This window comes from Paenibacillus intestini, from assembly GCF_030803945.1.
GTDB lineage: Bacteria > Bacillota > Bacilli > Paenibacillales > Paenibacillaceae > Paenibacillus > Paenibacillus polysaccharolyticus.
This window is the reverse complement of sequence record NZ_JAURUN010000009.1, coordinates 13,120-32,487: the sequence shown is the minus strand read 5'-3', so window position 1 is coordinate 32,487 and position 19,368 is coordinate 13,120. Positions and strand designations below refer to the sequence as shown.

Here is a 19,368-nt window from a genome sequence, read left to right as displayed (position 1 = left end):
TGCAACCTTTTTCAAAGATATACCGTTAACTTAATAAAGGTGTTTGAACAAGCTGTCAGACGTGTTAATAATGTAATAGAAGAAGATCTTCTTTTTTATAAAAGAAAGAGGAATTGAAGGCTTGTAAGGCGAATAGGGTATGGAAACCCGGTAATTTAAGTCATTCCGGTAATCCGCATTTATAATTTGCATATGAATGTGATACACTGTTTGAACGATTCCCTTTCGGAGGTCTTTCAAGTGCACGGGTGTATATTGACTAAATTCCCGGCACCTAATAAGGAGGGTGAACAAAAATGAGTTACTGTTGTGGGGCAAGTATGGTGGGAACGAAGGGCACGCTGAAGCATTACCGCACCCAGGTTCATAATGTTCCCCTGCTGTTTTGTCCGGTGTGTCACCGGGTTGAGGTGCATTACAAGGTTGAGAATGAATATGAAATTCTTGCTGAATATGCGCATGGCGATGGGGCTTCTGAGATTGATTTTCAAGACTATGTGACAGAAGACGAGGATGCCATCTTCGAAAATTGCGTAAACCGTGAAAGTGAAGATGCAATGGTGATTGTTCAGCGCCAGATTGATATGTCACTTGATCTGCTACGGCTCGCCAAGGAAATGAAGGATGAGAAATGGGAGAGCGAATTGAAACGCCGCCTTGCCGTCATGAGTCAACGAAAACTTAAAATTCAGCATAACAAGACTGGGCTATAGATTGCAGTGAGATGTGACATGGATAGACCAATATCTATATCTGTAATAAGCAGTATGAAACGAAGCTGATCTCCCTTTATGGAGAGGAGGCTTCGTTTTTTGTGTGTTTTAGAGTGATCTTTTCTTTTTTTTTGCAAAATAATTTCCATTCGACACTTTCTCCGATTGACTCTATTCCCTAAACTTGTCTATGATAAAAGCAGACTTGCAAAAGAGGCGGAGCAAAATAAAGGGTTTTCGTTTGGGAATTGGAAAAGGTTAGTAAGGAACAAAACGTAAATGATTTTTCCGGACATTCTTGAATGAGCCGGATTAGACCAGCTTAAGTTCCGGACATGCCATCCTATTTTCGGCTCAGCCCCCTAATGAAAGGGACCCGGTAATCAATAAAAAATCGGCCCTTCCTGTTTCTGTGATGATATGATGTCCGAACGGCAAAGTTTATCATTTACGTGAAAAGGAGGAACCTGAAGTGATTCGTGAATTTCAGGATATAGCGCCTCAACCAACGGATGTGATTCCTCAAGTACATCTGGATAACAATAAGTATGAAAATGTACTAGAACACATGGATAGCGGTATTATGTTATTTGATAATCATGGGGTCTTGACGTTTATTAACGTTCAGATGGCTAAGCTGCTGGAGCTGCCGAGAGATCTGTTAAGCGGTTGCACGTTAATGCAGATGTTGCGTCTGCCCCAGATGAGCCGATTTAAGAAAAAGAAAATTTTACGAATTTATCGGGAAACGATCTTTCATCGTAAGCGTTATCATGAACTGACGGATGAGTATGGAAGGCACTGGCTTGTGACCGTGACCTATGGTGATCAGATGGATGGCGATTTTCTTTTTAGTGTCAAGGACGTTTCGGATTATAAGCAGATCGAGCAGACGGCCTATCAAAACGATAAACTGGCTATGCTTGGCCGCATTTCCGCATCAATTGCTCATGAGATCCGTAACCCGTTAACAGCCATTCGCGGATTCATCCAGTTGCTTCGGCCCCACCTGCTACAGCTGGGTAAAGACGAGTATGCCAGAATCATACTCACCGAGATCGACAGGGCAAATGACATTATCTATGAATTTCTGAACTCCTCGAAACCTTCGGCTCCGCAGAAAACGGTCATGACCGTAGAATCTTTACTTAAAGAGGTCGTTCTATTGACCGAGAGTGAAGGGTTGATGAAAGGATGCGAAATTCTGCTTGAGGTGGATGACACCCCGCTTAATGTATCCATTGATGTGAAACAGATCAAACAGGTCATTCTGAATATGGTCAAAAATGCAATGGACGCCATTGAAGAAGTCGGTGAAGAATATACAGGCTTGATCCGAATCACAACAGCTACGGAAAATAATTTTGTGCAAATTACGATTGCGGATAATGGAAGAGGTATGGATCATAACACGCTGGTACGCTTATTCGATCCTTTCTTCACCACAAAAGAAAGCGGCACGGGTTTGGGACTTTCCGTGAGTTACCGTATTATTAAAAATCATGGGGGTACCATCTCTGTGGATAGTAAAAAGGGTGAAGGCACCAGCTTTATGATCAAGCTTCCACTGGTGAATTGACACAAACGTTTTCTGAAGGGATCGGTATTTTGCCGATTCCTTTGTTTTTTGTTGGCAGGATAAGGGTTATAGTTAGAAATGAATGCGAATACATAAGCATCGCGGAAGGAAGGGATTTCTTTGAATATTCAAGATATGGAGCAAATGAACGGACAATTCATGGAACATGTAGGCAAAGTGATTGTGGGTAAAGAGCATACAATGGAACTGATGTTGACAGCGATCATTGCATCAGGTCACGTACTTCTGGAAGATGTCCCTGGTACAGGGAAAACAATGCTAGCCAAATCGATGGCGTCTTCACTGGACTGCACATTTCAGCGGATACAGTTTACACCTGACTTGCTACCATCCGATCTGACGGGTATCCATTTCTATAATCAAAAATCAGGGGATTTCGAATTCAGGCCCGGACCGCTGTTTGCGAATCTTGTACTGGCAGATGAGATCAATCGAGCAACACCACGTACACAGTCCAGCTTGCTCGAATGTATGGAAGAACGCCAGATCAGCATTGATGGTTCAACAAGGCAGCTCGAGCGGCCGTTTATCGTTATCGCGACTCAGAATCCTATTGATAATCAAGGAACATTTCCGTTACCCGAAGCTCAGATGGACCGGTTTATGATGAAGATTCGTATGGGGTACCCAACTGATGAAGAAAGTGTAGAGATCCTAAGAAGGACGGTGGCCAGCCGCTCAGTAAATGATCTGTCTTCTATTATCTCGCGCGAGCAACTTCTGAGAGCACAGGAAACGTATAAGACGGTTAACATAAACGAGGACCTCCTGCTTTATATTGTACAACTCACTGAAGCAACGAGAAAACATTCTGAACTGTCACTTGGGGTTAGTCCACGGGGGGCTCAGGCGCTTCTAAAAGCAAGTCAGGCATGGGCGGCACTTCACGGTAGAGATTATGTTGTACCTGATGACATTAAATTACTGGCAGAGCCTGTTCTGGCTCACCGCCTGGTGTTTCGTAATCGAATCAGACAGCAAGAAGGACTTGCGGAACTCATCATTCAACAGATTCTGACCGAAACCGAGGTGCCAACCGAGACACTTACTACAGGCGGACGTTAAGCTTATGGCACTTCTATGGCTTGTCGTTGTGGGGAGTTTAGTGATTGTGTTGCATGGCATATGGTTTGGACGGCCTGTGTTGCGAAATCTCAAGTATAGTAGACAGTTCAGCAAAACAAGGTGTTACGCTGGTGATGAACTGGAGATGATCGAAACGATATCCAATGAAAAACGAATTTCTGTACCTTGGCTTAGACTTGAAGCAATGATGCCTGCTTCATTTGTGTTTCGTTCAGGTTCAGGTATGGATATTAGTCAAGGTAATATTTATCAGAACCATAAAAGTGTTTTCACATTAAAACCGTATAATCGGATTACACGCACTCATCCGTTTGTCTGCTCCAAGCGGGGTGTGTACACGATGGATACAACTACCATGACCGGTGGAGATCTATTTGGAGTATGGCGTTCCTCAAAGCCGATTCCTGTGCAGATGACGATGATTGTATATCCTTCATTGGTTAACACGGAAGATATGCCAGCCATCTATCAAGTGTGGCAAGGAGAGGTGGAAGTTTCTCGGTGGATTGTGGAAGACCCGTTTCTAATCCTGGGGGTGCGGCCTTATGGGGCTGGTGATCCAATGAATCGTATTCACTGGAAAGCAAGTGCGCGGACAGGAGAACTTCAGGTGTACAAGCAAGGCTGGACGGCAGATCCCCAGTCATGGATTATTGTAAATATACAGGACTCTGCTGAGATGTGGAGTGTGGTTACTCGGCCTGAACTGATTGAGCAGGCACTCCGCTACGCAGCCACTGCAGCGGTAGAGGCTATTGGAAGAGGCTTGCCTGCTGGATTTGCACATAACGGCTACCATGTAGGCGGGGGACGCGATGTACTTCGTATTGAACCGGATTACGGTACACCTCATCTGGAGATGTTGCTGGAAGCTATGGCTGAAACTGAATTGAAGTGTTTGATACCGATGGAGCAGTTTTTGCAAGATGAAGTACGATTGAATGAAGAAGAGAAGCAGATTCGCAGTTATTTGTTGATTACATCATATGTCTCGGTTGCCATGGAACATGAAATCGAACGTTTGCATGAGCAGGGACATCGGGTAACGGTTTTGCCTGTAGAGCAGTTGAAGCGTGATACAGGGGCGGTGGGCGCATGAGTGAAAATGATGCAATAAAGCGAGCGCATATCATATCCATGTTGGCTGTTCTTTCGATAGGCATATATTTGTTTCCAATCTTTACGATCACATCATTGTATACCCGTGCTTATTTTCCATATCTGTTGTTCGGCTTATATGTTATGGCAGGCCTGCTCGGTCTATGGATTCAGCATCGTTTTACGAGCGTTATTGAGAAAAGCTCATTCGTTCGAGGTGTAATGGCATTTGCTATCTGTATTTTGTTCGTATGGGTTTCTGGTATGTTACTGACGCTTTCACTCCCAGCAATCATTACGCTTGGAGCAGGTTTATTTATTGCTGCACTCACAGGTTTGAATTTTGATTCTGCTTTTCATTCGAGCAGGCTGTGGCGCCTGCAACTCGTGGGTGTAATCAGTGCCATTGTATCCACGATCGCGGCAATGCAGATTGAATTCATGCTACCGATGCAGATGTACACGGGCTACATCTATGCTGCTGGAGTCATCAGTTTTGGATGTTGGATTGTGGGACAATACAGGGCACAACTGGATCGTGCGGTACTTAATGATGGCAAGCGCAGATTGGTCCTGCGGGAATTCACACGAGCAAACCACCTTCGGATCCTATGGATGTTAATTATTATTGCAGGTATCGGTGCTTTTCCGAGTCTTGCTGCATGGCTCGCACCGTTGCGGGATCGTCTGCTTGCGTGGATCAGAGGTCTGTTCGGAGCTTCTTCACCTCAGGAACCGCCACTTACACCTGAGATGCCGAATGAGCCGATGAACCTGCCGGATGAGTTCAGAGAGCCACCTTCAGATCCTTCTTTATTCTGGGAAATCCTCGGCTGGATCGTTTTTGGGGCAGCGGCGGCTGTGATTTTATGGCTTTTGGTCAAACTGGGCAGAACCATCATGGACAAACTGGCGGAGCGTTTCAAAGGATTGTTACAGCCTGTGCAAAAAAGACAAGAACCGAGAACGGAGTATGTCGATATCAGCGAAACGCTGGAGGTGCCCACAAAGGTTCGTAAACGATGGTTCCGCAAAAAGGAACCTGTCCCCACTCAGGCTGGAGAGCGTATTCGATACTATTATCGGGTATGGGTAAGCAATGCGATGGATCGGGGAGTAAAGGTTGAGAAGTCTTATACGCCACTAGAGACAGCGGAAAGCATTAAGGAGAGTTATCTTAAGAGTAAAGAGAGCACAGAGCAAGAGTTGGCAACGAGGCTTCCTGAAGTCTATAATGCTGTGCGCTACGGGAAGAAAGATGAACATAACCCGGATATGATTGAGATGGACCGAATCTGGAAATCTTACAGTAAATAAGCCCGGAATCCCTTTACTTTTCTTGTCACGTTCAAGTATCATGAGAGGAATACACAAGTTGGTCAGAAAAGGAGCAGACATTAATGAAGACAAATCATAGTAAAATTGTAGATTGTACCATTCGTGATGGTGGATTGGTGAATAATTGGGACTTTAGCGTCGACTTTGTTCAAAAGCTGTATGCAGGGCTGAATGAAGCTGGCGTTGATTATATGGAAATTGGCTACAAAAATTCGCCGAAGTTGCTTAAAGGCTCCGAAGATGCCGGACCTTGGCGCTTCCTGAATGATGATTTTCTTCGTAAAGTCATTCCGCAAAAAGGCAACACCAAACTGTCCGCACTTGTGGATGTAGGACGTGTAGATGAGAACGATATCTTGCCGCGCAGCGAGAGTATGCTGGATCTGATTCGTGTCGCTTGTTACAGTAAAGATGTGGACAAGGCGCTTGAACTGGTGCAAACGTTCCATGATCGCGGTTATGAAACAACACTGAATATTATGGCACTCTCGAATGTGATGGAGAATGAATTGCTGGAAGCTTTTGAAATGATCAAGGAGAGCTCCGTTGATGTCGTCTATATCGTAGACTCATACGGTAGTCTGGATCATAACGATGTGAAATATCTGGTGGAGAAGTTCAAAACTCATCTTCCGAACAAACGTCTTGGCGTTCACACGCATAACAACATGCAACTTGCGTTCTCTAACACGCTCGTAGCCGCTGAACTTGGAGTAGAATTGCTGGATGCTTCTGTATACGGTATGGGACGCGCGGCAGGAAACTGCCCAACGGAACTGCTGGTAGCACATTTGAAAGGAACCAAGTATAATTTACGCCCAGTGCTTGAAGTATTGGAACAGCTTATGGTTCCACTGAGAGAAAAAGAAGAATGGGGTTATATCCTGCCTTACATGATTACAGGGACGCTGGATGAGCATCCACGGTCGGCTATGGCACTTCGTTCATCGGAGAACAAAGACAAAGTCGTTGACTTCTATGATAAGTTGACAACGCCTGAAGTAAACTTCGATAAATAAAAATAGTCTTAAATACAGTTGTAAATTTAAAAAAACATGGCCTCTTACTCGAGGTCCATGTTTTTTTAGTTCTTTGTGCCTTGTTTTTACTCATTTTTCTGAATAGATATTCCTACTTATAACTATTTTTTAGTTCACGAATAGGGATTTAAATGTTATTATGTACCAGATAGAATATATGGATAATTAAATTAAACAGTGGTCAATATATGTTTTTGTCGAAATGTGTAATATACTTGGTGAATCAGATCAATAGAATTCAGTTGTACACGTATTACAGGATAGTGATCCCGGGAAGGAAAACATGGCATGAAGTTTAAAACGCAAGGTCAGAGTCAAATAGGTTGGGTCGCCATCGGCGGCTTATTGTTTTTCCTCGTAAGTCAATGGTTTCGTTCTTCTTCAGGCTATGATCTGAATTATTCGGGTTACCCGGTGATAACACTTTTAGGTGGATTTGCTGCAACGGCCGCCTGTATCGGTATTTATAATCAAAGCTGGCTATTTCAAACTCAAAAATTGACGCTACGCAGAGTGTTAATGACAACACTCTTTTTAATGTTAGGTCTATTTGAACTGGTGCATATCGTTTCGTTTGCAGAAGAAGTTCCTAACAGAGCGATGATGGAATCCGATTTTTCATTAATGATGTCAACAATGGGATCACTGGTTTGTTCTGCGGGACTGTTATTTATATATAGCTTACACGAGAAGCAAGTTGCATTACCGCGCAAATTTCTTCTGTTCAGCGCTACCCTTGGTGCCTTTCTGATTTTGTACATCTGTTCTATCCAAGAGTGGAGTTTTCTACCTGAGATGCTTGATGGTCATCTGCTTGGTAAAGTATTCACTCGCCTGCATTGGGTTGCAGGTCTGCTGTATGTTACTGGGGCTGTCGTTCTGTATGTGCAGTGGAAAAAGACAAAAAACGCCGATCTACCACCTATCCTGAGCGGTATACTCTGTTTTCTGCTAGGTCAGGGGTATTTCGTGACTGCAAGTATAGTAGACGATCTCAATCTGTTGCTTGGTATGCTCAGCAATTGTTTGGGCTACTTTTTCATTCAAAAGGGCCTCTATGCATCTGTAGTTGATACCCCCTTCCTGCAACAACAGGCCGCTGAGGCCAAAATGAATTATATCGCACACCATGATGACGTCACCGGCCTTCCAAATCGCCGTCGCCTAAGTCAACGCCTGCAACTCATGCTGGATGATGCTGTTGTGGAGGAAAAGCTCGTCGGTGTACTTGTACTTAATATTAACCGCTTCAAAACCATAAATGACTCCCTGGGACAACAGGCAGCTAATCGGGTTCTGCGTCAGGTTGGACAGCGATTGAATCATTCATCTCTTCCGGGAGAAGAGGTGTTTGGTCTAGGTAGAGATGAATTTGCGCTGACCATGACGGACTTTTATAGTACAGATACGGCATTACGCCGGACACGGTCCATTCTGCAACTTTTTGAGAAACCCGTTATGGTGGATGGGAGCGAATATCATCTTACGCTGGGCATAGGCATGGCGATCTTTCCTTATGATGGAGAATCTCCCCAAGAGATTATTCAGAATGCCGATACGGCTCTGCATAGTGCGAAGGAGCAGGGAATTGAACTCAACCGCTACGCACATGCCATGCAGATGAAAGCTCAGGAACGATTGCAACTTGAAAATGATCTGCGCAAAGCATTGGCTCGGGGGCAGTTTTATCTGGTATACCAACCTCAGGTGAATCTGCAAAGCGGACTGATCGTAGGCATGGAAGCCCTTGTGCGATGGCATCATCCGCAACGCGGTTCAGTGTCACCGGCAGAGTTTATTCCGCTGGCCGAGGAGAGTGGACTGATTGTTCCGCTTGGAGAATGGGTGCTGCGAGAGGCATGTGCACAGAACAAGCTATGGCAGGAAGCGGGATATCGCAAGTTATGTGTGTCCGTTAACCTGTCGATGAGACAGTTCAGACATTCCCACCTGCTCGACAGCATCAACAGTATTCTCAGAGAAACGGGACTTGAACCGGCATGGCTTGAACTGGAGATCACGGAGAGCATGACGTTTGACAAAGACCGGGCCTTTGAACAGCTTCATAAAATTAAAGAGATAGGTGTACATATCAGTATTGATGACTTTGGCACGGGATACAGCTCACTACATTATCTCAAGGATCTGCCGATTGACCGGCTCAAGATTGACCGATCATTTGTGAATGAAATAATGGAAGACAGCAATAACGCTGCTATTGTATCCACGATTACTTCGATGGCACACCATTTACAACTCAAGGTTACAGCAGAAGGTGTTGAGAACGAGGAACAGATGATGTTTCTTCGCAATCAGCATTGTCATGAGGCACAAGGTTATTTTTTCGGTAAACCGATTGAAGCGGCGGACTTTGAGCAAAGGTTCCTTAGAGATATTGACAAGCCTGCGGGATAAGGAGTAGCAGGGTCGCGAGAGCGTTCCTGCCTTTCTGGTATCCAATTCTAGGAAAAAACTGTTGATATGCCTTGCACGTTAGTGCGGATCGTGGTATATTAGGTTTTGTAAAATCACTGTTAACTTCCATTTGGAATTTAACGGGACGTAGCTCAGCTTGGTAGAGCACCTGGTTTGGGACCAGGGGGTCGCATGTTCAAATCGTGTCGTCCCGATTGTTCATTTTGCGGGTGTAGTTCAATGGTAGAACTTTAGCCTTCCAAGCTAATAGCGTGGGTTCGATTCCCATCACCCGCTTAACAGCAGTACCTGGAAAACCCTTGGATGTTCAAGGGTTTTTCTTTTTTTTTTTGAATTTAGATACAGATAATGACATCTTGACCTTTGCTTTTTTTCAATGATCTGGTACAATAACGGAGAATTGATACTACACATGAATGAGAGGTAACCATACGTCCCATGAAGTAAGACACATGAGGTGAACCCCAGTTAACTGCAGATTGTTGTATGACGCAGTCAGCCGAGCGGCTGAGCGATGAGGGGATTCGTGTGTCCAAATTCAGCTATAGGGAATAGTATGGAAGAAGCAAGTTTTTCGGCTTGCGTAGGCCCTCGTCAGGGTTTCTTTGTTCATGCTATGGTAGCCTCATATCTGTATTTTGAACGCGTTAATCCATTCAAAATTGCTAAACCGCCGGCTGATGCCAGCGGTTTTTTTTGGATTTTTTGTTCAGGAAGGATGAGGACTCATGACGACATTGGTGCGCTTACATGAAGTATCAAAAGAATGGAACGGTAATGAATTGTTTGCCGGATTGAACCTTGAAATTAACGAGGGCGAGCGACTTGCCATACTAGGCCGCAATGGATGCGGTAAAACGACACTTTTACGGATTATACTCGGCGAGGAGGATGGAGGTGGACGGATTGATCGTCAACTTCCATTGTCAGAATGGGGTTTCATGCGTCAGCGTTCAGAGGTGCCGAGTGGAATAAATGTATTGGATGCAGTAAGGCGGGAGAGTGGACGTATTGATGAAATCAAGCGGAAGCTGGAAGAACTCGAGCGCCGATTGAGCGATGCTGATGGTACCGAAGATAACGCTTTGCTGAACGAGTATGCCCGATTTTTGGAGGAATATGAGCAATTGAACGGTTACATGTGGGAAACAGAGGTGGAGAAGGTATTAACTCGCCTCGGGCTTACTACAGAACACTGGAGCAGGCCTTATCACTCACTCAGCGGTGGTCAGAAAACGAAAGCACGACTTGCAGGACTGCTGGTCAGCAATCCCAAATTTCTGATTTTGGATGAACCAACAAACCATCTGGATGAAGAGAGCATGCGTTGGCTGGAGACTTGGTTATCCGCATACGAGGGAACGGTGCTGTTTGTATCCCATGACCGGACATTTATTGACCGGGTAGCGACCAGTGTAATTGAATTTAATGCAGAGAAACTAACCAAATATAAGGGCGGTTACACCGATTACAAAGGCCATAAAGAGCGGGAACTGAAGGAACAGGAGACGATTTATCGCAAGCAACAGCTGGAACGTAAAGCACTGGAGGAGACCATTCGTAATTATCAGCAGTGGTTCCATAAAGCTCATGACTCCGCAGGAGGCCAAGAGGTGAAGATTACCCAGAGCTTCTACAAGGCCAGAGCCAACAAAAATATTTCGCGTTATCATGCCAAACAGAAGCAACTGGAGCGGCTCGAAAATGAGCGAGTGGATAAACCACGGGAAGCTACGAAACTTAACATGGAGCTACAAATGACTTCACTCGGTGCACGTCAACTTCTTGCGCTGGAAGAAGTGAGTTTTTCATACGATCCAAAGCAATCATTTCTTCATGATTTGCGGCTTGCGGTCGAGCGTGGGGATCGGCTTGCCGTGCGTGGGGCAAACGGAACGGGCAAGAGCACGTTGCTGAAATTAATAATTGGGGAGCTTCAGCCTTCGCAGGGAAAGATCAGCCGTCATCCCCAGCTTAGCATCGGTTACTTTTCACAAGAACTGGAGGGATTGCCTGAGGATGCAACGCTGCTGGACAGTTTGCTGGTTCTTCCTTCCATGACGCAAAGTGCCGCGCGAACCATCCTGGGATGTTTTTTATTTTCACGAGAAGATGTGTTTAAACGTATTGGAGATTTAAGTATGGGGGAGAAATGCCGTGTAGCCTTTCTACGGTTGTATTTCGGCGGTGCTAATCTGCTTGTACTGGATGAGCCAACGAATTATCTCGACATCGACACCCAGGAAGTGATGGAGAATGTGTTAAAAGAAGCCTCCGGCGCACTGGTTATCGTATCCCACGACCGGATGTTGATCCGATCTTTGGCGAATCGTCTGTGCGACTTAAAGCCGGATGGAACAGCATCGCTCTTCGAAGGCGGTGTAGCCGATTGGGAACAAACGGTGCAACTACGGGAGTCTGCACTGGACACACGTGATTCGGATGATGAGCGTCTGCGGCTGGAGATGAGACTGTCTGAGTTGCTTTCTCCCACAAGTCCTGCAGGAACGGAACGAGAACGCTTTTCGCTCACGGAGTCTGCGGCAGAGATGGGAGCGGAATCAGCCGAGATTCGTGTCATTCAGCAACGGTTGAAGGAGCTGAGAGATCAAGGTGCATCTGCAAATTAGCAATTGGGCATGCTTGCTATTTCACCGTATTTTGCATATAATAATGAACGATCGTCGATCATTGGTATCGATATAGGTTATGTTCATTTGAATAAACGTATTGATGGAGACAAGTAAGCAGTGCCTCTGGACAGGAAGGAAGCGCCGTAGATTGAGAGCGTTTCTGTAGAACCAGGCTGCCGAAATTCACTCCGGAGCGGTTCCCTGAACCTGATGATGTGTGCAGACACAGAGACGACAGTAGGGGTAAACGGTTAACGGTCGTTATTCCGTACAAAGTGAGACAGAACGTGTTGCAGAGCTTTTTTGCAATGTGACAACGGGAGTCTAACAAGGGTGGTACCACGGTCTTTTCGTCCCTTTTGGGGAGAAAAGGCCTTTTTTTGTTGCAATAACAGCATTTAAAGGAGGCAATTACACATGAAAGAACGTTTGGAAGCATTAAAGATCGAAGCGCTGGAACAGCTATCGGGCGTTAGCGATCCGCAGACGCTGGCTGATCTGCGTGTAAAGTATTTGGGCAAAAAAGGGGCACTGACTGAGATTCTGCGCGGCATGGGTTCACTAAGTGCCGAAGAACGCCCAATCATTGGGCAAGTGGGTAACGAGGTTCGTGGAGCGATTGAAGAAGTGATCAACAGTAAGCAGGAGCAGTTCCAAAAGGAAGAGACTGCGAAGCGTCTTCAATCCGAGAAGGTTGACGTAACCTTGCCGGGGCGTCGCGGACGTCAAGGCGGATTGCATCCATTGACCAAAGTGGTGCAGGAGATCGAAGATATTTTCATCGGGATGGGATACCGCGTAGCAGAAGGTCCTGAGGTGGAGATGGACTATTACAACTTCGAAGCTCTGAATCTGCCGAAGAACCACCCGGCGCGCGATATGCAGGATTCCTTCTATGTTACTGAGGATCTGTTGATGCGTACACACACCTCTCCAGTACAAGTTCGTACGATGCAAAGCATGAAAGGTGAGGTGCCTGTCAAAGTCATCTGCCCTGGTAAAGTATATCGCCGCGATGACGACGATGCGACACACTCCTTCCAGTTCCATCAAGTCGAAGGCCTTGTAATCAGTGAAAACATTCGAATGAGTGATTTGAAAGGAACGTTGCTGCAATTTGTGCGTGAAATGTTCGGCGCTCACACGGAAATTCGTTTGCGTCCAAGCTTCTTCCCGTTCACTGAGCCAAGTGCGGAAGTGGATGTAACTTGTGTACAATGCGGTGGTAGCGGATGTCGTGTCTGTAAGCAAACAGGCTGGCTCGAAATTTTGGGCGGCGGTATGGTTCACCCGAAAGTGCTGGAGATGGGCGGATATGACCCGGAGAAATACAGTGGTTTTGCCTTTGGTATGGGTGTAGAACGGATCGCGATGCTGAAGTACGGCATAGATGATATTCGTCATTTCTATAACAGTGATCAGACTTTCCTGAAACAATTCGGACGTCTGTAATGATATTGATTGTCAATGAACGTCAAACTAATACAAAGATTAAGGAAGTGAACGTGCATGAGAGTATCGACAGATTGGCTGTCTGATTATATTGCCCTTGAAGGTGTAACCCCACAGGAGCTGGCAGAAAAAATCACCCGTGCAGGGATCGAAATTGATGTTGTGGAGAACCGCAACCAAGGGGTAAACAAAGTTGTTGTCGGTTATGTGAAGAGCAAGGAGAAACACCCGGACGCTGATAAACTGAATGTCTGTGTAATTGATGCAGGACAAGAGGAAGAGCTACAGATCGTATGTGGCGCGAAAAATGTGGATGCGGGTCAAAAAGTAGCTGTAGCCCTTGTTGGCGCAAAGCTTCCAGGCGGGCTGGATATTAAAAAAGCGAAGCTGCGCGGCGTTGTGTCGCTTGGTATGATCTGTTCGGCCAAGGAGCTTGGCATGAACGACAAATTGCTACCTAAAGAGCAACAGGAAGGTATTCTTGTTCTGCCGGAAAACACAGAGATCGGCACGCCAATCAGCCAGGTGCTGGGTCTGGATGATCATGTGCTGGAGCTCGACTTGACGCCGAACCGTTCTGACGCCTTGAGTATGCGCGGTGCGGCATACGAAGTGGGTGCGATCCTGGGACGCGAAGTGACGTTGCCGAATCCGAAAGATCAACTGGTTGAAGCTGGTGATGAAGCGGCTAATCATATTTCTGTAGAGATCAAAGCCCAGGAGCAATGTAGCCATTATGCGGCTCGTTATGTGACTGGAATCAAGCTGGGGGCTTCCCCGCTCTGGATGCAGAACCGTCTCATGGCGGCAGGCGTACGTCCAATTAACAATATCGTGGATATTACCAATTATGTCATGCTGGAATACGGGCAGCCGTTGCATGCGTTTGATGCGGATAAGCTGGAGAACGGCCGTATTGAGGTGCGCATGGCACACGAAGGCGAAACGATTGTGACGTTGGATGGACAGGAGCGTAAGCTGGAACCGCATATGCTGCTGATTACCGATGGCGTGAAGCCTGTTGCCATCGCCGGGGTTATGGGTGGTGAAAATTCCGAGGTATCGGAAGGCACCGTGAATCTGCTTTTGGAGTCCGCCAAGTTTGATGGCGGAACGGTTCGGAAGACGTCGCGCCAACTGGGGCTTCGTTCCGAAGCAAGCTTGCGTTTTGAAAAAGAAGTAGACCCGGGTGCTGTAATTACGGCTCTGGATCGTGCGGCTGAACTCATTCAGCGTTATGCATCAGGCCAAGTACATCAAGGGATTGTGCAGGCTGGGGCTGAAGCTTCCGAGAAACGTGTCATTCAAATGTCTCTGAACAGACTTAATCGTTATTTGGGAACGGATCTTTCTCTGCTTGAGGTGAAAACAATCTTTGCCCGGTTGCACTTTGCATGTGGTGATGCGGAGCAGGGTGTTCTCGATGTGGAAGTGCCTACTCGCAGAGGGGATATCACGATAGATGTGGATCTGTTCGAAGAGGTTGCCCGTCTATACGGGTACGACAACATTCCAACAACGTGGATTGAGGGCCCGACTACACCAGGAGCATATACCCGTCCTCAAGCCATTCGTCGTACGATCCGTGGGTTGATGTCTGGTAGCGGCTGGCAGGAAATGATCAGTTATTCCTTTGTTCATCCGGACAAATCAGTGCTGTTCCCTGCGCTGACACAAGGAAGCAAAGCGGTTAAGCTGGCTATGCCGATGAGTGAAGATCGTAGTGTGTTGCGTACGAGCATTCTGCCGCAGATGCTGGATGCTGCTGTATACAACATGAATCGGAAGCAGGATTCGCTTGCTGTGTTTGAAGTAGGCAGTGTTTTCTTCACGGAGGAAGAGAAGCTGACGAAGCAACCGCATGAAATTCCGGTACTCTCCATGTTGCTTACGGGTGACCGTGTAGCGCAACAATGGAATGTAGGAGCAGAGAAAGTGGACTTCTTTGACATCAAAGGTGCACTTGAGAACTTGTTTGCTTATTTGGGGCTTGAGCAGCGGATTCGCTTCGTGGCGAACAGTCCGGAAGGATTCCATCCAGGGCGTTCTGCCTCCATCTATCTGGATGGCAAAGATGGAAGTGAAGGCACATTGATCGGTACTCTCGGTCAGTTGCATCCAGAACTACAGCAACAATATGATCTGAATGATGTTTATGTTGCTGAAATTGCTCTTGAAGCGATATATCAGGAAGCGGATGCGGATATTCGTTATCGTGAGCTTCCGCGCTTCCCGGCAGTAGAGCGGGATATTGCCGTGGTGGTAAACAAGAATATCGAAGCTGGCGACATGCTCCGTACCATCCGTGAATGTGCGGGTGAACTGTTGCAGAACGTACAGGTATTTGACGTATTCACAGGCAGCAAGCTGGGTGAAGACAAGAAAAGTGTGGCCATGGCTCTGGTATACCGAAACCGTGAACGCACGTTGACAGACGAGGAAGTTACCGAAGCTCATGCGCGGGTCGTAACACGTTTGGAAGAGCAATTCAACGCAGAACTGCGCAAATAGGACAGAAGTCAATTTTTTTGAACAAAGATTAGCAGGAATTGCTCGAAGTCACATCGAATCCTTAGCAATAGAGGATCGATGTGACTTTTTTGTCATTACAGCTTAGAATCAACATACAGACTTGAAGGAGGGCACAACTGTGACTACACCTGATCGTACACGCGTCACCGTAGAGATCTACGGGACTTCCTATAAACTGGTCGGCAGCAGTGCCGATTATATGAAACAAGTAGCTAATCTGGTAGATGAGCGTATGAGCGCCATCTCCAAAAGTCATTCCCGTTTGGACACGCCGCGTATTGCTGTACTTGCGGCCGTACATATGGCTGAGCAGTCTCTTCAGACGCAGGAGATCCGAAATGAGCTCAAGATGCTCACGGGAGAACGTACAGAACTTCGAAATGAATTGAACCGATTAAACGCCATTCAGAGCGAACACCAAAATGAATTGCAACAGCGAGATCAGTCTCTCGCTGAGGTTCGCCAGCAGAAGATTGAGGCGGAGCAGGCTTTGCAAAAGCTCACCGCAGACAAGCAGGCTGAAATCTCCAAACTGAATGCGATGTTGGAGCAAGAGCGCAGCCAAATGAAGGATCAGATCCAGAAGATGCAAGCGCAAGCCGCGGCACAACTCAAAGAGGCAGAAGTGAAAGCTAATACACGTGTAAAGGAAGCAGAGGAAAAGGCAGCAAACCAACTCAAACAAGTACAGGCTCAATCTGCGTCGCAACTTAAAGAAGCACAGAACCGTGCGGCAGCTGAGCTACAGCAGGTGCGGGCCAAAGCCGCAACTGAGTACAAGGAGTTGCAGGAAAGAACTGCGGCACAATTGAAGGAAGCCGAAAGCAAGGCAGTAGCAGAGCGCCAAAAACTGCAGGTTCAGGCGGCAGAGCAGGTACAAGCGGCCAAAGAAGAGGCAGAAGCTGCGATCCTCTCTGAACTGGAACAGGCTGAAGTCAAATTGAGACAGGTGCAGGAGGAGGCAACCCTCCAATACAGCGAACTTGAAAGTCAAATGAAGCAACGTCTGGAGCAAGCCGAGCAGAATGCACAGAAGCAGGCGGATGCGTTCCAAGCACAAGCGAAACAAGAGCGTGAAGCATGGATTGCTGAAGCTGAACAGAAGCATCAGGCTACACGGGAGCAATTGCAGGCTGAGTTTAAAGCTCTTTCCGAGCAATCCGAACTGGAATGGATGGAGAAAGAGGCATTTTATGAAGAACAATTGAAAGAAGAGCAGGAAGCAGCGGCTACCCGTACAGCTGAGGCAACGGCTGCGGCTGAAGAAACGCTACAGCAGGAGCGGAGTAAACTGGCTCGTCAGTTGCAGGAAGAACGCGCTCAGGCAAATGCTCGCATAACGGAGATCAATGAACAACTGGGAGAGGTTCGGAGTCAGCTTCAACATGCGCAGGAAGTGGTGTCTGAGCAAGAACAGTTGCTTCAAGCGGAACGTACCCATGTGGAGTCGTTGCAACAGGAGCACGAGATCCGTATTCAGGATCAGGAGACTCAGACACGTCGAATTGCGGAGCTTCAGCAGCAATTGGAGCAATTGAGAGGAGACAGCAATGATCTGCAAAACAAACTTCGTGAAACGGAGCAGTCGTTGAAACAGACACAGGACTCTCAGCAACAGTTGCAAGATCTGTATAATGAAGCAGTGGATCGTGAAACAGCGCTCACAGCTCAACTGCGTAAACTCCAGGAACAGCATACCCAGCTTGAACAGGATGCGCAGCATTTGCTTGAAGCAGAAGCGAAGTCAGAAGAAGAACAGCGCAGATTGCACAAGGTGCTTGAGCAGGCACATGCGGCTGTACGTACATTGCAAAATGAGATCACAACACTAACGGAGAGTGAACAATCCTGGAAAGATCTTGCTGAACAGCGACTCGCCGATATTGGCGATCTGGAGAATCAGATTCTCGAAGCGGCCGATCAGAATGAAACGCTGGAGGCTGGTGTACAGTCCTTACATGATGAACTTTCCGTTGTAAAGGAAGAAGCACGTCTCTACAATGAAGAGGCTGTTCGTTATGAGAAAGAAAACGAGGTCCTGGAAGAAAAACTCAAGCAATTGGATGAGGAATTACAAGGCACACGCCGTGAACTAAATGATAAGCATGAGGAGTTAGCTGATAATCGCGATGAATTGCATAGTGCCCAAGAGGAATTAAGCCGTTTGCAAGAACAATACAAGCAGATCCGTAACGATTATAGTGATGCTCTCCAACGAGAAGAAAATGCTGGTTCTCTAATGAGTGAACTCGAAGCGGAGAAGAATGCGCTGGAGCAATCGCTGAACGAAGCAAGACAGTCCGCTGAGCAGCTTGCCAAGCGTTATACACAGCAAGCGAATCAACTCGCGCAGACGGAAGAGGAAGCTCTCGAATGGCAAATTAAACATGAGGATCTGTCCGCCAATCAGGCGGAACTATCTTCTCGTATCCAGCAACTGATGACACGTGAAGAAGAGCTTCGCTCACAGTTGGAACAGGCAACTCAGTCGGCAGAACAGAACGAACAGGAATGGAAGCTCCGAGCTGATGAATGGGCGGAGCAGGAACGGGCATGGCAGGATCGCTGGACAGCGCTGGAGAGTGAATTGACAGCGTGGCAACGAGAGAGTGCAGCGAGTTCCGAGAAGCTGGAAGAACTGGTACAAGAACGGGACCAGTTGCTCAGGGAACGTTCACAGCGGGAACAGCATCAAGTGGAGGCTGATGAGGAGAAGCAGATCATGGAGAATGAACTGCGAGAAATAAGTGAACGTTATGAACTAGCGGCAAACCAGCTTCGGTTGTTGCAGGTTGAGCGGGAGATGGAACAAGAAAAGGCGGAGCAGCTCAATACGGAATATCGTCAGCTGCACGATGAATATACGAAGTTACAGACGGAATATAACGAATGGATTGAATTGATTGAGCAGGATCAGACGTAGAGGATAGACACTTTCGTCAATATGCTGACCAGCAAACTCTTGCATAATTTGTTATAATACACAAAGAGCTCCCGTCGCTACGGGGGCTCTTGTCTTGAAGTGTTATTCTTCTACTATAATTTTGGAGATCATGCTACTGTGTCCAGAACCACAAAAAACGGAACATGACATTTCGAACTCGCCGACTTTTTCCGGGACAATGACTTTGGAACTTTTTTGAGTGTCTAACCGAAGATTGAACTCAGGCACGAGCAAACCGTGATTTCCGTTGACGTTTTCATAAACAATCTTCACAGGCACACCTTTTTTGAGTCGATATTCGGGTTGATCGAATTCGTAGTTGCTTGCCTTGATCACCAGTTGTTCGCTGGCTGTAATCTCTGGCTCGGATGCTGAATCTTTGGGACTACCGCATGCAGCAAGAACAAGAATTAACATACACGCGGCAAGCCATGTTATACCTTTCTTCATCATGTACCTCCTTCAGACGTGTGGGATGGATAAAATTTGAATGATT

General features: G+C 46.7%; 13 protein-coding genes and 2 tRNA genes. 14 read left to right on the top strand and 1 reads right to left on the bottom strand.

Annotated features, from left to right (window positions below; translation table 11 throughout):
* Positions 1 to 296 precede the first annotated feature (296 nt).
* The 14 genes from J2T16_RS21100 (at position 297) to J2T16_RS21035 (ending at position 18,851) form a co-directional block, all read left to right on the top strand.
* Entirely contained in the window at positions 297 to 713 is a 417-nt protein-coding gene (locus J2T16_RS21100; protein WP_090922221.1) for a hypothetical protein, read from the top strand.
* A 472-nt stretch (positions 714 to 1,185) separates the two neighbouring features.
* A complete protein-coding gene (locus J2T16_RS21095) occupies positions 1,186 to 2,292 on the top strand; it encodes an ATP-binding protein (RefSeq protein WP_090922223.1) in 1,107 nt (368 codons plus the stop codon).
* Between the two features lie 120 nt (positions 2,293 to 2,412).
* A complete protein-coding gene (locus J2T16_RS21090; RefSeq protein WP_090922225.1) occupies positions 2,413 to 3,378 on the top strand; it encodes an AAA family ATPase in 966 nt (321 codons plus the stop codon).
* Positions 3,379 to 3,382: 4 nt separating this feature from the next.
* Positions 3,383 to 4,498, top strand: a complete 1,116-nt coding sequence (locus J2T16_RS21085) for a DUF58 domain-containing protein (protein ID WP_221786820.1) — start codon at positions 3,383 to 3,385, stop codon at positions 4,496 to 4,498.
* A complete protein-coding gene (locus tag J2T16_RS21080) occupies positions 4,495 to 5,814 on the top strand; it encodes a hypothetical protein (RefSeq protein WP_221786818.1) in 1,320 nt (439 codons plus the stop codon). Before J2T16_RS21085 ends, J2T16_RS21080 begins: the two co-directional genes overlap by 4 nt.
* Before the next feature lie 83 nt (positions 5,815 to 5,897).
* Entirely contained in the window at positions 5,898 to 6,854 is a 957-nt protein-coding gene (locus J2T16_RS21075) for an aldolase catalytic domain-containing protein (RefSeq protein ID WP_090922231.1), read from the top strand.
* A 309-nt stretch (positions 6,855 to 7,163) separates the two neighbouring features.
* The gene (locus J2T16_RS21070; RefSeq protein WP_221786816.1) at positions 7,164 to 9,290 is read left to right on the top strand and encodes a bifunctional diguanylate cyclase/phosphodiesterase; all 2,127 of its coding nucleotides are present in this window, start codon (positions 7,164 to 7,166) and stop codon (positions 9,288 to 9,290) included.
* 141 nt (positions 9,291 to 9,431) lie between these two features.
* Positions 9,432 to 9,505, top strand: a tRNA-Pro gene (locus J2T16_RS21065).
* A gap of 11 nt (positions 9,506 to 9,516) precedes the next feature.
* Positions 9,517 to 9,587: transfer RNA gene (locus J2T16_RS21060), tRNA-Gly, on the top strand.
* A 280-nt stretch (positions 9,588 to 9,867) separates the two neighbouring features.
* Positions 9,868 to 10,065, top strand: a complete 198-nt coding sequence (locus J2T16_RS21055) for a hypothetical protein (RefSeq protein ID WP_221786810.1) — start codon at positions 9,868 to 9,870, stop codon at positions 10,063 to 10,065.
* A complete protein-coding gene (abc-f, locus tag J2T16_RS21050) occupies positions 10,040 to 11,941 on the top strand; it encodes a ribosomal protection-like ABC-F family protein (protein WP_221786809.1) in 1,902 nt (633 codons plus the stop codon). The genes J2T16_RS21055 and abc-f overlap by 26 nt, the downstream gene beginning before the upstream one ends.
* Before the next feature lie 420 nt (positions 11,942 to 12,361).
* Complete coding sequence (gene pheS, locus J2T16_RS21045; protein WP_221786804.1) at positions 12,362 to 13,396, top strand: phenylalanine--tRNA ligase subunit alpha; 1,035 nt, start codon at positions 12,362 to 12,364, stop codon at positions 13,394 to 13,396.
* Positions 13,397 to 13,453: 57 nt separating this feature from the next.
* Positions 13,454 to 15,907 carry a phenylalanine--tRNA ligase subunit beta gene (gene pheT / locus J2T16_RS21040; protein WP_253495894.1) on the top strand — a complete coding sequence of 818 codons (2,454 nt, stop codon included), beginning with the start codon at positions 13,454 to 13,456 and terminating at the stop codon, positions 15,905 to 15,907.
* A 139-nt stretch (positions 15,908 to 16,046) separates the two neighbouring features.
* Positions 16,047 to 18,851, top strand: coding sequence for a hypothetical protein (locus tag J2T16_RS21035; RefSeq protein WP_221786802.1), 2,805 nt, complete (start codon positions 16,047 to 16,049; stop codon positions 18,849 to 18,851).
* 102 nt (positions 18,852 to 18,953) lie between these two features.
* Here J2T16_RS21035 and J2T16_RS21030 read toward each other — a convergent pair whose 3' ends face one another.
* Positions 18,954 to 19,322 carry a cupredoxin domain-containing protein gene (locus J2T16_RS21030; protein ID WP_090922242.1) on the bottom strand — a complete coding sequence of 123 codons (369 nt, stop codon included), beginning with the start codon at positions 19,320 to 19,322 and terminating at the stop codon, positions 18,954 to 18,956.
* Positions 19,323 to 19,368 lie beyond the last annotated feature (46 nt).